Origin of the sequence: Rossellomorea sp. NPDC077527, assembly GCF_044542955.1 — a bacterium.
In the GTDB taxonomy this organism is placed as follows: domain Bacteria; phylum Bacillota; class Bacilli; order Bacillales; family Bacillaceae_B; genus Rossellomorea; species Rossellomorea aquimaris_E.
Genome location: NZ_JBITVL010000003.1, coordinates 656908 through 671585, shown reverse-complemented (window position 1 = coordinate 671585; position 14678 = coordinate 656908). Strand labels below are relative to the sequence as shown.

The 14678-nt window shown below is 45.2% G+C and carries 9 protein-coding genes; all 9 read left to right on the top strand.

Annotation, left to right across the window (positions count from 1 at the left end; translation table 11 throughout):
* Positions 1-6 precede the first annotated feature (6 nt).
* The 9 genes from phaZ (at position 7) to addA (ending at position 14652) form a co-directional block, all read left to right on the top strand.
* Positions 7-918, top strand: coding sequence for an intracellular short-chain-length polyhydroxyalkanoate depolymerase (gene phaZ, locus ACIGG7_RS13300; protein ID WP_397549939.1), 912 nt, complete (start codon positions 7-9; stop codon positions 916-918).
* On the top strand, positions 915-1658 hold the full coding sequence (gene fabG / locus ACIGG7_RS13295; RefSeq protein ID WP_397549938.1) for a 3-oxoacyl-ACP reductase FabG: 744 nt from the start codon (positions 915-917) through the stop codon (positions 1656-1658). Before phaZ ends, fabG begins: the two co-directional genes overlap by 4 nt.
* A gap of 26 nt (positions 1659-1684) precedes the next feature.
* On the top strand, positions 1685-2863 hold the full coding sequence (locus ACIGG7_RS13290; RefSeq protein WP_397549937.1) for a thiolase family protein: 1179 nt from the start codon (positions 1685-1687) through the stop codon (positions 2861-2863).
* Between the two features lie 229 nt (positions 2864-3092).
* Positions 3093-4217: an endonuclease gene (locus ACIGG7_RS13285; RefSeq protein ID WP_397550051.1), complete on the top strand. Its 1125-nt coding sequence runs from the start codon at positions 3093-3095 to the stop codon at positions 4215-4217.
* Between the two features lie 126 nt (positions 4218-4343).
* A complete protein-coding gene (locus ACIGG7_RS13280) occupies positions 4344-5846 on the top strand; it encodes a class I adenylate-forming enzyme family protein (protein ID WP_397549936.1) in 1503 nt (500 codons plus the stop codon).
* A 35-nt stretch (positions 5847-5881) separates the two neighbouring features.
* The gene (locus ACIGG7_RS13275; protein ID WP_224941596.1) at positions 5882-6415 is read left to right on the top strand and encodes a GNAT family N-acetyltransferase; all 534 of its coding nucleotides are present in this window, start codon (positions 5882-5884) and stop codon (positions 6413-6415) included.
* Positions 6416-6701: 286 nt separating this feature from the next.
* Complete coding sequence (locus ACIGG7_RS13270) at positions 6702-7088, top strand: VOC family protein (protein WP_397549935.1); 387 nt, start codon at positions 6702-6704, stop codon at positions 7086-7088.
* Between the two features lie 324 nt (positions 7089-7412).
* The gene (gene addB / locus ACIGG7_RS13265) at positions 7413-10895 is read left to right on the top strand and encodes a helicase-exonuclease AddAB subunit AddB (protein ID WP_397549934.1); all 3483 of its coding nucleotides are present in this window, start codon (positions 7413-7415) and stop codon (positions 10893-10895) included.
* Positions 10888-14652, top strand: a complete 3765-nt coding sequence (addA, locus tag ACIGG7_RS13260) for a helicase-exonuclease AddAB subunit AddA (RefSeq protein ID WP_397549933.1) — start codon at positions 10888-10890, stop codon at positions 14650-14652. The genes addB and addA overlap by 8 nt, the downstream gene beginning before the upstream one ends.
* Positions 14653-14678: the final 26 nt, after the last annotated feature.

The following is a 14678-nucleotide window of genomic DNA, read 5'->3' as shown; positions in this document are numbered from 1 at the left end:
AACGATATGACAAGTGTTCAACTGAAGAAAGTATTGCTTGGGAATGGTGAAACGTTCGCTTATCGTGAAAGAAGCGGGGGACATATTCCTCTCGTGCTTGTACACGGAAATATGACGTCATCTAAGCATTGGGATGTTGTCCTGGATAATATGGATGAACGTTATAAGATTTATGCCGTTGATTTGCGAGGGTTTGGAGAGTCCAGTTATCACAGGGGAATTGAGAGTATCAAAGATTTGTCAGACGATCTGAAGGATTGGGTGGACGGAATTGATCTCAAGGGGTTTTCAATGGTCGGTTGGTCCACCGGAGGAGCGGTGGCCATGCAATTTGTCATTGATCACCCTGAATATTGTAACAATCTTATCTTATTGGCATCTGCTTCGACAAGGGGATATCCATTCTTCGGTACAAAAGAAGACGGTACCCCGGATCTCGGAAATCGCCTACGCACAATAGATGAAGTGATGGTTGATAAGGGGAAGACCTTCCCTGTACAAGCGGCCTATGATGAGAATGACAGGGCGTTTCTCCGCAGCCTATGGAATGCCCTTATCTATACCCATGCCCAGCCCGATGAGGGACGCTACGAAGAATACATCGATGATATGAGGACACAACGGAACCTGGCTCATATCTATCAGGCTCTCAATACGTTCAATATAAGCAATGCCCATAATGGTCTTGTTGAAGGAACGAAGAAAGCAGGATCGATTTCGATTCCTGTGCTGGTATTAAGGGGTGACAGGGATTATGTCATCACGAAAGAAATGACTGAGGAAATTGTTGAGGATATAGGAGAAAATGCACAATTTGTAGAATTAAAGAATAGTGGACATTCACCACTCATAGACGATTTGGATCAGTTGCTTCACATCATCCAATCGTTTTTGCAAAAGAAGGAGGAACTGGCTTGAGGCTTGAAGGGAAAGTCGCCTTGATTACAGGCGCAGCAAACGGAATTGGATACGCAGCATCTGAAACATTTATAAAAGAAGGATGTCATGTTGCCCTTGTGGACTTCAACCAGGAGACCGGGGAAGAAAAAGCACGACAACTGAATGATCTAGGAACGGGAAAAGCAGCCTTTTTTCAAGGGGATGTTGCAGATCGTTCTTCCGTTGACTCTTTTGTTAAAGAAGTAAAAGAGCGGTTCGGCAAGATCGATATATTGATCAACAATGCCGGAATCACCAGGGACGGTATGGTTCATAAGCTTTCTTCCGAAGATTTTCAGAAGGTGCTCGATGTCAATTTAACCGGGGTGTTCAACTGTACCCAGGCAGTCCTGCCCCACCTGATCGCTCAGGGTAAAGGCAAAATCATCAATACCTCCTCTGTCAGCGGAGTTTACGGAAATGTCGGTCAAACCAACTATGCCGCTACAAAAGCAGCAGTCGTCGGGATGACGAAAACGTGGGCGAAGGAATTAGGTCGAAAAGGAATCAATGTCAATGCAGTCGCCCCCGGATTTACGGAGACGGGCATGGTGGCGAGTGTTCCTGAGAAAGTCATCGATCAAATGAAAGCCATGATCCCGCTGGGGAGATTAGGAAAACCGGATGATATTGCAAAGGCCTATTTGTATCTCGCATCAGATGACAGCGATTATGTAAATGGCACCGTCCTTCATGTTGACGGTGGCATTATGATGTAATTTCATAAGAAAGGGGAAGTGACAAGATGAGAAATGTAGTCATCACATCGGCACTTCGTACGCCGGTAGGCGCATTTGGGGGAGCGTTCAAGCAACTGCTCCCGACAGACTTGATAGTACCAGTAATGAAAGCAGCCGCGGAGGAAAGCGGATTGTCTGAAGGAGACATTGATGAAGTGATTCTTGGGCATTGCATCCAGCGGACTGATCAGCCAAACACGGCCAGGACGGCTTCATTACTTGCAGGATTTGACGACACAACAACGGGCTTTACGATCCAGCGCCAATGCGCAAGCGGCATGCAGGCGATCATCTCGGGAGCCATGCAAATTCAAACGGGCATATCCGATATTGTTCTTGCCGGTGGTGTGGAAGCAATGAGTTCCAGCCCATATATTTTAAAACAGCACCGATTCGGTCAACGATTGCAGCATGGAGAAATCCGTGACTCGGTTTGGGAGGTGCTTGAAGACCCGATTCATGGCATTATGATGGGGGAAACTGCTGAAAACCTCGCCGAAATCCATTCCATTTCCCGTGAAGAGCAGGATGAGTATGCGGCGTTGAGCCATGAGCGTGCAGTGACTGCCATGGAAAATGGATCTTTCGACTCGCAGATTGTACCGATTGCAGTGAAAGAACGCAAAGGCGAAAAAATCATCGAGAAAGATGAAAGCCCCCGTGCAGGACTTAAAGTCGAAAAACTGCAAAAGTTAAAACCAGCGTTTCGTGAAGGTGGGTCCGTCACAGCCGGAAATTCATCAAGCTTGAATGACGGTGGAGCGGCATTGATCTTAATGAGTGAAGAAGAGGCAGAAAGAAGGGGGTTACAGCCGCTTGGAAGAATTGTCGGGTATTCTGTAGCGGGCGTAGACCCAAAACTGATGGGAATCGGTCCGGTACCGGCCATTCAGAAAGGCTTACATACCACTGAAAATTGGTCTTTGGATGAGATTGATTTATTTGAAATCAATGAAGCATTCGCTGCTCAATATTTGGCAGTGGAGAAAGAGTTGGGGCTTAATCGTGATAAGGTGAATGTGAATGGTAGCGGAATCAGCATCGGGCATCCAGTTGGATGTACAGGCGCACGACTTGTTGTTTCATTGCTCCATGAAATGAAGCGCCGTGATTTGAAAAAGGGAATTGCGTCATTATGTGTCGGTGGAGGCATGGGCGCTTCTGTTTTAGTAGAGGGAATGTAGTGTAGGGAAGAACCGGTCCTAGAGTGGGACGGTTCTTTTTTTACGAAATCATCTCCTTTCACAAATGCTGTGAAATTTGGCTCATTTTTCCTTATTTACACAAAATTAAACCTATTATGACAATGGGTGTTGTACGCTAAATGTGTAATACATTTTAAGGAGGCGAAGCAGTTTGAAGTTTGTACACAAAAAAGTGTTAGGGATTTTTGCTATTGTATTTCTCTTTACGATTGCGTGCAGTCAAGTATCTCCGAGTCAAATGAGTGCTGCGGGAAGTGGGACGTGGAGTTCTCCTTATACAGTGGATCAAGCAATATCCAACCAAAATGGTTCCACTCAGTCGGTTGAAGGGTATGTGGTCGGTCAGCCAACCTCAACAACATCCGTTATCACAAATAACTTTCCAAACGATTATGCATTGGCACTAGCTGCTTCACCATCAGAGGCTAATGCAGACCAAATGGTGTATGTCCAAATTCCATCTTCCTACCGTTCAACCTTTGGATTGCAAAGTAACCCGGGACTAATGGGTGAAAAAATCAAGGTAACAGGCAGTTTGACAGCCTACTTTTCCCATCCGGGAGTAAAGTCGACGTCTGCGTTCGAATCAGTGGAAGGCGGTGGAACCGATCCGACAGATCCTCCATCAGACCCATCGGATCCTCCGGCTTATGAAGAATACTACAATGGAGCGGAAGGGAAAACCGGTGATGCCTTGAAAACAGCTTTACATAACATCATTGATGATCATCAAACCCTTTCTTATGACGCTGTATGGGAAGCTTTGCGCAATACGGATGAAGATCCAAACAACTCAAATAATGTCATCCTTCTATACTCCGGCAGATCACAATCGAAAACGACAAACGGAGGCGGAGTGAACGATTGGAACCGTGAGCACGTATGGGCGAAATCTCACGGAGATTTCGGGACGGCCCAGGGGCCGGGTACGGACCTTCATCATTTACGGCCGACGGATGTGACAGTCAACTCCACAAGAGGAAACCTGGACTTCGACAATGGCGGGACCGAGCATAGCGAAGCCCCGGGGAACTACTATGATAGCGACTCTTGGGAGCCTCGTGATGAAGTGAAAGGTGATGTTGCTCGAATGATTTTCTACATGGATGTCCGTTATGAGGGAGACAGCGGCGAGGTAGATTTAGAATTGAACAATAATGTAAACAACGGAAGTGCCCCTTATATGGGCAAAATGTCTGTACTTCTGCAGTGGAATGAGCAAGATCCCGTCGATGAAAGGGAAATCCGCAGAAATAACATCATATATGAACAATATCAAGGAAATCGAAATCCATTCATCGATCACCCTGAGTGGGCGGAAATGATTTGGTAAAGAGTTTGGGCCTGGAGTCTTCCAGGTCTTTTTTTTGTAGCCGGAATCCTGATAGAGCGGTCCTGTAACTCATTTGTAACCAATATCTCCTATGATGAAACCAACCATTCCAAGGAGGAGATGAATATGGAAAGAGTCACAGATTGGTTGCAGAAGCGATCAATGATCTCTCCTGATCAAATTGCGTTAATGAATGCCGCTACGAACGAGATGATCGGTTACCGCACTTTAGATGAACGGGCGTCTAAGTGGGCTCAATATATGCAGGATAAAGGGATCGTGAAAGGAGATCGGGTGGTGTACCTGGCCAGAAATCATACGGTGTGCTTCGAAATCCTATTTGCGTGTGGAAAGATCGGGGCTGTATTTGTTCCCTTGAATTGGCGATTATCCCCTTCAGAGATAGGGGCGATTACAGAAAATTGTACCCCGAAGCTCATCCTTTATAAAGAAAATCTTCATCCCCTTATCACACAAGTTCCTAGAGGCTGTTTGAAGAGTTGTATAGACGAAATCACGATGGAAGTATACTCCGGGAATAATAAAGGATTATCCCAGGATCTACTCTCTCCCTCGGATCCATGGTTGATGATTTATACAGGTGGTACGACGGGGAGCCCAAAGGGAGTTGTCCTTTCCCATCGTTCGGTGACGGCCAATGCAATGAATACTGTGGTAAGCTGGAATCTGACAAAGGATGATTGTACTTTGACCTACTTACCAACCTTTCATACGGGAGGGTTAAATGCATTATCCCTTCCCCTTCTGATGATCGGTGGAAAGGTAGTGATCGCTGAACGGTTTGTTCCAGAACAGGCGATTCAGGCTCTGAATGAATTTGGATGCAGCATTGTACTGCTTGTCCCAACAATGTACCACTTACTTCTCGAAAGAGAGGAATTCAAATATACCCCCTTTCCTAAAATGAAAGTGTTTCTATCAGGAGGCGCGCCTTGTCCTGGGAAGGTGTATGAATTCTTCAACGAAAAGAAGATCCCATTTAAAGAAGGATATGGATTGACAGAGGCAGGTCCCAATAATTTCTATATCGATCCATCACGTATGAAAAAGGGGTCAGTTGGAAAAGCGATGATGCTAAACCGGGTAAAGGTCGTGGATGATGCCGGAAATCCTGTTGAACAGGGTGAAGTGGGAGAATTGTTATTAGGTGGAGACCATTTGTTTAAAGAGTATTGGCAAAAACCTGAACAAACACAAGAGGTGTTAAAAGACGGATGGCTTCATACCGGAGACCTGGCAAAGTATGATGAAGACGAAGATTATTATATCGTTGGACGGAAGAAAGACATGATCATATCAGGCGGGGAAAATATCTATCCTTTGGAGATTGAACATTGGTTAACTGAGCATCCGGAAATTTCTGAGTGTGCAGTGATCGGTTTGCCTCATGAAAAATGGGGGGAGGTCGTAACGGCATTCATTTCTGTACGTAATGGACAGCGTTTATCAATTGAAGATGTGGAGACATATTGTTTACAGAAATTCGGAAAATTCAAGGTTCCCAAAGACTATCATTTTATAAACGAACTTCCGAAAACCGATGTGGGCAAAGTCAATAAACAAGAGCTGACGAAACGATTTCAGGGAGCAATAAAGGAAAAGGGATGAATACCCTCGAAATACATATGTCGAGGTGAAAACGGATGAAACGTTTATTGACAGGCAAGAGAATCTATTTAACAGGATTTCAGGAAGAAGATGTGAAGAGCATCAGGGAGTGGGGACTGAATGAAGAAGTGCAGAGATTATTCGATGCCCTTCCCCACAGGCCAAAATCAGAGGAAGAGATCAAGAAATGGATGAATCCGGGAGAGAATGCCTTTCGTTTTGCGATCCGTCTGAAGGACGATGGAAGGATCATCGGTTTTGTAGAATTGGACGGCATTCTCTGGACCCATCGAGTGGGATGGGTCAGCATCTTGATCGGAGACGAAAAGTCATGGGGAAGTGGAATCGGCAGAGAAGCAATGGAATGTCTTCTCGCATACGCCTTTCACGAGTTGAATTTATACCGTATTCAATTGACGGTATTTTCGTATAATGAGAGGGCGATCCGATTATATGAATCACTTGGGTTCATGAAAGAAGGAAGTTACCGTCAATTCCTTCAGAGAGATGGAAAGAGGTATGACATGTTTTTATTTGGGTTATTAGCGGATGAATGGAAGGAAGGATGAGGAGGTCCTTCTTTTTTTGGCGTGGGGAGAAAGAGAGGGTGGTGGGATCGAGCGCTCAGTCGATTTCCTTTATTTGTTAAATGACGCAAATACCGTTCAGAATGACGCATAAAACGAAAAAACGACGCAATAAAAAATATAATGACGCAAATATAGAAAAAATGACGCAATTCCCACCCGAAATGACGCAATAAGCTCCCCATCCACATGGTCAAACATTAGAAATCTATCGAACGACTTTTCTTTTTTATAAAAACGGTCGATCGTCACAAAAGGAGCGATATTAATGAACATTTCAGGCTTTAACCATCTGACAATCAACACTAGAAGTCTAGAAGACTCACTCCCCTTTTACATAGAAATCCTGCAGGCTTCCCTCATACATAAAGGACGAAAGGATGTGTATCTGGAATGGGGACCGGTATGGATCTGTCTTCAGGAAAAAGAGGATCTCGCTACGTCCGCGGGCTATGGAATCCATCATGTCGCTTTCAGCATCGATGAGGAAGGATTCCATGAGGCTGTTCATCTGCTGAAGGAGAAGGGGGTGCAGATCGTAAGGGGACCTTTAAAGAGAGGCAGAGGATGGAGTATCAATTTCCTTACTCCCGACAATGTCCAATTCGAGCTGCACACATCGAATCTACAGGAAAGGATGGAGGTCTGGCAATAATTGCCGATCTCCTACCTCCTCAGACCACGATACACCGTCCCTTCCCAAGCAATGAAAAAGATAATCAAAGTACCTGCCAGAAAAACTTCACTTTAAGCAATGAAAATATATAGCAATATGCCTTCACAATAAGACCAGCAGAATTTCTGTTGCATTCATGAAAAAATGCCTTATTTTTTAAAAAACAATGTGTAGATGTTCCAAATATTTTCAATCAAGATTGAGACAGGAAAGATTTCTACTTGTGTACTATAATGAACCTATACAAAAATTCATATGGCCCATGGGTTAGAATAGATAGAGTATGAGAAAAGGAGTGAGAGGATGGCTGTACGTTTTATTCTCGGACGCTCCGGTACGGGGAAAACCTACCATATATTGAATGAGATGAAAAGGAGCTTGCAGGAAGCCCCGAATGGCGATCCCATCATCTATATCGTACCGGACCAAATGTCCTTTATATCGGAATATGAGCTCGTGAACACACCGGGATTGAACGGAATGATCCGGGGGCAAGTGTTCAGCTTCACACGCCTTGCGTGGAAGGTTCTCCAGGAAACGGGAGGAATGAGCCGTTATCATTTATCTGAAGTCGGATTGAACATGATGATCCGCAAGATTATAGAAGAAAACAAGGAAGATCTTCATATTTTCAACAAGGCCTCGGACAAGCCGGGTTTCATTCATCATGTTGAAGCGATTGTCAAAGAATTTAAACGGTATTGTATATCTCCCTCCGACCTGCACGGGTTTGAGGGTGACAATGAACGGTCCAACGCATTGAAGGACAAACTTCATGACCTTGAGTTGATTTACGAGAAGTTCGAGGAAAGGCTTCTCGGGAAATACATCGATTCAGAAGATTATTTTCAGTTGCTTTCAGATCATGTGAAAAATTCAGATCTTCTGAAGAAGGCAGAGATTTACATAGACGGATTCCATAGTTTCACGCCGCAGGAATATCTCATCATCGATCAGCTTATTCAGCATACAAAAAAAGTAACGGTTGCCCTTACAACGGATCCGGAACAGTTGATGGGTGCTATGAACGAATTGAGCCTGTATCGTATGACGAATGAAACGTATCATACCCTTCAGGATATATGCAGAGGGGCAGGGCAGACGGTGGAAGAAGAGATGATGACAAAGCCAATTCGCTATCAGAGTGAAACCCTGCTTCATTTAGAGCGTCATTTTGAAGAGCGGCCGACCATCCCTTTTGATAGAGGAAGTGGGACCATTGAATTCCTGGAAGCTTCCAACCGCCGGGCAGAGATAGAAGGTGTGGCCAGGGAAATCAGGAAGCTTGCACGGGAAGAAGGGTTCCGATACAAGGATATGGCTGTCTTGGTACGAAACAGCCAGGAATACCGTGATAAAGTCGAAACGATTTTTCAAGATTATGCGATCCCGTTTTTCCTAGATCAGAAGCGGACGATGTTAAATCATCCTCTCATTGAGCTTATTCGGTCTACACTGGAGATCATGAACACGAACTGGAGATATGAACCAGTCTTCAGGGCAGTAAAAACGGACCTTTTGTTCCCTTATCAGAAGAACCCCACAGACTTGCGTGAAAAAATGGACCGACTTGAGAACTATGTGCTGGCTTACGGGATAAAGGGGGACCGGTGGACGAAAAAGGATCGTTGGAAATACCGTCGTTTCCGGGGGCTTGAGCATGTGGATGCACCACAGACCGATCGTGAAAGAGAACTGGAGCATGAGATCAATGAGCTGCGATTATTTATTTCCGCACCAATCATCCGTTTTGGTAAAAGACTAAAGAAGCGGGCCACTGGCAGGGAGTTCTGTGAGGCTCTATATTTGTATCTCGAAGAGTTGGATATACCTGAAAAGCTTGAACGGATGCGTATTGAAGCAGAAGAGAAGGGGAATTTGATCGCAGCGAGGGAACATGATCAGGCATGGTCAGCAGTAATGGATCTTCTCGATCAATATGTAGAAATGCTCGGTGATGAAACAACCACCATGAAGAAATTCTCCTCCATTCTAGATGCGGGGATTGAAACGATGGAATTCTCATTAGTTCCGCCGGCCATTGATCAGGTCATTATTGCGGACTTGGAAAAATCCAGGCTTGGCGATATTAAAGCTGCGTTCATCATTGGAGTGAATGACGGGGTCCTTCCAGCGAAAATGAATGAAGAAGGTGTCCTGTCTGAAGAAGACCGAGAGTCGCTGATCCATAGAGGATTCAAGATCGCGCCGAGCAACAGGACGAAGCTATTGGATGAGGAGTTTGTGGCATATAAAGCCTTCACGACTCCAAGTGAGCGACTGTTCGTCAGCTATCCGATCGCCAATGAAGAAGGGAAGGCGCTTCTACCTTCATCTTTCATCAAACGATTGAACGAAATGTTCCCGGAAGCGGGTACAAAGCTTCTCATCAATGAACCATCGGAATTAACAGAAGAAGAACAGCTTCATTACGTCTGCCATCCGAATGTGACAATCTCCCATTTGACGTCCCAGCTGCAGTTAAAGAAAAGGGACTATCCCATTTATGATTTCTGGTGGGATGTGTATAACTTCTATACAACGTCCAATGATTGGAAATGGCATTCCGGGCATATCTTATCGAGCCTCTTTTACGAAAATCGTGGACAACAACTGTCTGAGGATACGAGCAAAGAGTTGTATGGGGATCATATTCTGGCGAGTGTATCACGGATGGAGTTGTTTCACAGCTGCCCGTTCTCTCATTTTGCGAGCCACGGGTTGAAGCTGAGAGAGCGGGATTTCTTCAAGCTGGAAGCACCGGATATCGGTGAAATGTTCCATTCAGCTTTAAAATGGATATCGGAAGAAGTGGAGCGTCATGGTCTGACGTGGGCATCCCTCTCCAAATCACAGTGTCTGCAGTTGGCGAAGGAAGCAGTACTCATGCTCGCTCCGAAACTTCAGCACCAGATCCTATTAAGCTCAAACCGGCATTATTATATTGCTCAGAAGCTTGAGCAAATCATCAGCCGGGCCAGTCTTATCCTCAGTGAACACGCGAAGGCGAGCGGGTTTGTGCCTGTCGGGGTGGAGCTTGGATTCGGACCACATGCAACACTTCCACCGTTTCAGTTCCAACTGAGAAATGGGACGAAGATGGAGCTGCAGGGGAGGATCGACCGTGTGGATAAAGCAGAAGATCCGAACGGGGTGTATCTCAGAATCGTCGATTACAAATCGAGTGCAAGGGATCTGGATATGACGGAAGTATACTACGGATTGGCCCTTCAAATGCTGACGTATTTGGACATTGTCTTAACGAATTCGAAACAATTCGTCGGGAAGGAAGCGAAGCCTGCCGGCGTCCTTTATTTCCACGTTCATAATCCGATGATCAATAGCAAAAAGATCCTGACGATGGATCAGATCGAAAATGAAATTTTTAAAAGCTTTAAAATGAAGGGGCTTGTGTTAGGAGATTCAGAGATCGTCCGATTGATGGACCAAACCCTCGATACCGGGAATTCAGATATCATCTCAGCCGGGATCAAGAAGGATGGATCGTTGACTTCTCGATCAAAAGCGGCTTCAAATGAAGATTTTCATTATATGCGTCAACATGTCAGAAAGCTCTATGAAGCTTCAGGGAACCGCATCATCTCAGGTGAGACGGAGATTGCTCCCTATAAGCTGAAGGACCGGACTCCGTGCCAGTTCTGTTCATTCCGATCCGTCTGTCAATTTGATCAGTCGTTGGAGGAAAACGACTATAGAGTGCTGCCGACAGCCAAACCGGAAGATTTATTACGGAAAGTGAGAGAGGAGGTAGAATCCAATGAGTAATGACAGAATTCCAAGCAAGCCAGATCATGTAACGTGGACCGACGACCAATGGAAGGCGATTTGGGCGAAGGGCCAGGATATTCTTGTTGCAGCAGCTGCAGGATCGGGTAAGACCGCTGTTCTGGTGGAGAGGATCATTCAGAAGATCGTTGCAGAAGAAGAAAGAATGGACGTGGACGAATTATTGGTTGTTACCTTTACCAATGCTTCTGCCGCAGAAATGAGGCACCGGATTGGGGTTGCGCTGGAAAAAGCGATTGATGAGGATCCCCATTCCCATCATTTAAGAAAACAGTTGAGCTTACTGAATCGGGCATCCATTTCTACTCTTCACTCCTTCTGTCTTGAAGTAATACGCAAATATTACTACCTCATCGATATCGATCCTGGTTTCAGGATCGCGGATGAAACAGAAGGAGACCTAATCCGAGATGAGGTCCTGGATGAACTGTTTGAAGAGGAATACGGCAAAGAGGATAATCATGCCTTCTTTAAGCTTGTCGATACGTTCACGAACGATCGAAGTGATGGGGCACTGCAGGATATGATCAGGAAACTGTATGATTTTTCCCGTTCTCATCCAAACCCAGATGAATGGCTATTAGGGCTGGAAGAGATGTATGAATTGGATGAAGGAGTGGAAATTGATCAGCTTGCCTTTATCCAACCATTGCTGACCGATATACGGCTACAGCTTCATGGAGCCAAACGATTATTTCAACGAGCGTTGGAACTCACCAGAGTGCCTGGGGGACCTGGCCCTAGAGCAGAGAATTTCCTCAGTGATATAGAGATTGTTGAGAGTCTTGAAAGGAGTCTTACTACTTCTTGGGATCACTTATATGAAACCATTCAAACCTTACCATTTACAAAGTTAAAGGCTTGTCGAGGGGATGACTTCAATAAGGACATCGTGGATGAAGCCAAGAAGCTTCGTGATCAGGGGAAGAAAACGGTAGAGAAGCTTCAGGAGGATTTTTTCTCTAGAAGACCCGGAACATTCCTGGAAGATATGAGGAAGATGAAGGGTGTGATTCACACTCTAGCGGAAGTAGTGGTGGAGTTCGGCAGACGTTTCAGACAAGTGAAAGAAGAGAAAGGGCTCGTTGACTTTGCCGATTTAGAGCACTTCTGTCTCGACATATTGAGAGACCCTTCATATGATGATTTGGTTCCTTCAGAGGCTGCAAAACAATATAAAAAGAAGTTTAAAGAAGTACTGGTGGACGAATATCAGGATACGAATATGGTTCAGGAATCCATTCTTCTTCTCATCACAGAAGAACGCGAAGAAGTTGGAAACAGATTTATGGTTGGGGATGTTAAGCAATCGATCTACCGCTTCCGACTGGCTGAACCGAATCTGTTTTTAGGAAAGTATACACGGTTCCTTCCAGTCAGTGGAGAATCAGGATTGAAAATCGATCTATCCCAAAATTTCAGAAGCCGGAAAGAAGTATTGGAAGGGACGAACTTTATATTTAAACAAATCATGGGAACGTCTGTAGGTGAGATGGAATATAACCGGGAAGCAGAGCTTGTAAAGGGTGCACCTTATCCAGAAGAGAAGGAATTTCCCATTGAAGTGGCCATCATCAACCAGGAAACCGAGGATTCTTCATCCGGTAGTGAGGAAGAAAACCTATCCATTTTTGACGAAGGCGATATTGAGAAATCCGTTCTTGAAGCCCGTTACATGGCAAATAAAGTAAAACAAATGATCGAGGGACGTACACCGATCTACGATGCCAAGACGAAAACGGAACGTCCGATACAGTACCGTGATGTTGTCATCCTGCTACGCTCTATGCCTTGGGCGGCGGAAATCATGGAAGAATTCAAACGGCAGGGTATCCCGATTTATGCGAATTTATCTACAGGGTATTTTGAAGCGACAGAGATCGCCATTATGCTTTCTCTGTTGAAAGTGATTGATAATCCGTACCAGGATATTCCCCTTGCTTCGGTTCTCAGATCCCCCATTGTAGGACTGGATGAACAAGGTCTTGCCAGTGTCCGGATCCATTCAAGGGCGGGAAATTATTATGAAGCGTTAAAGAGGTTTGCCAGCGAGAAACCGGGCAATCCGAGAGAAGAAGAGACTTTTGAAAAGGTGAAAGTGTTCCTATATCACCTCGAGAATTGGCGGACGAAGGCACGTCAGGGTTCCGTGACAGAATTGATCTGGCAGCTCTACCGCGATACCCGTTTCTATGATTATGTAGGGGGAATGGCTGGAGGGAAGCAGCGTCAGGCTAATCTCAGAGCACTATATGACCGGGCCCGTCAATATGAAGAGACTTCCTTCAGGGGATTATTCCGTTTCCTGCGTTTCATTGACAGGATGAGGGAACGGGGGGATGATCTGGGTGTAGCAAGAGCCTTGAGTGAACAGGAGGATGTGGTGCGTTTAATGACCATCCACTCAAGCAAAGGACTTGAGTTCCCCATTGTGTTTGTCGCCGGCACTTCTAAGCAATTCAACCTTATGGACTTGAATGCAGCATACTTATTAGATAAAGATCTTGGTTTGGCTGTGAAATATACCGATTCGGATAAACGGATCAGTTATCCATCCCTCCCACAATTGGCGTTCAAGCGAAAGAAACGGATGGAGGCAATCTCTGAGGAGATGAGGGTGCTGTACGTAGCATTGACCCGTGCCAAGGAGAAATTATTCCTGGTCGGCACTGTGAAGAGTCTGGAGAAGTCGCTTGAAAAATGGAGGGGCGCTTTAAGTCAGACTGAATGGTTATTATCTGATTACGACCGGGCCGCTGCGAGTTCCTATCTTGATTGGATAGGTCCGTCCCTCATGCGTCATCCACATGGCAAAGAGTTGGGGGGAGAAGTGTCGGAGGGAAGCGGAATCAATGAGGAGATCCTGAGCCATCCTTCCCGCTTTCAAATCACGAAGATTGATAAGTCAGAGCTCATTGCAGAAGATGAAGAGTCTTTAAGTGTGGATGATAATTGGAAAGAACTCGTGAGGACTGGTGCAGCGGTGGAACTGGAGTCCGTCCATAAAGAAGAAGTCTTACACCGACTGTCCTGGAAGTACCCTCATTTACGTGCAACGAATCTTCGTTCGAAGCAATCTGTCTCAGAGCTGAAGAGGATGTTTGAAATAAGAGACGAAGCGTCAAGTATCGATATTCTGAGACGCCATCATAAACCTGTCTATAATCGCCCTCAATTCATGCAGTCGAAAGAGTTGTCCCCAGCCGAAAAGGGAACGGCCATGCATACGGTCATGCAGCATATTTCTTTCGAAGATGGGGAACCGACGGAAGAGAAGGTGGAGTATCTTTTATCAACCCTTGTTCATAAAGAAATTCTGACGGAAGAGCAAAAATGTTCCATCTCGGTAGATAATATCATCGGATTTTTTAGAACTGGGATTGGTCAGCGAATGATTAAGGCTCACAATATACAACGGGAAATTCCATTCAGTATGAGTGTCCCCCTTAGTGAAATTTCAGAAACGGGAGAGGGAGCCCCTGAAGAAACGATCCTTGTACAAGGTGTCATTGACTGTGTATTCAGAGATGAGTCGGGAATCGTCTTATTGGATTATAAAACCGACGGTATCCATGATCGTTATCAGGGCGGCTTTTCTGAAGCTAGGCCGGTATTAATGGAAAGGTATAAAGTCCAAATTGAGTTATATACCCGAGCATTAGAATCTATCTGGAAGGAACCTGTATCAGAAAAGTACCTATACTTCTTTGATGGAGGGCATGTACTGGAATTATAAGCGGAAACACTTCAAAGCCATGCTTT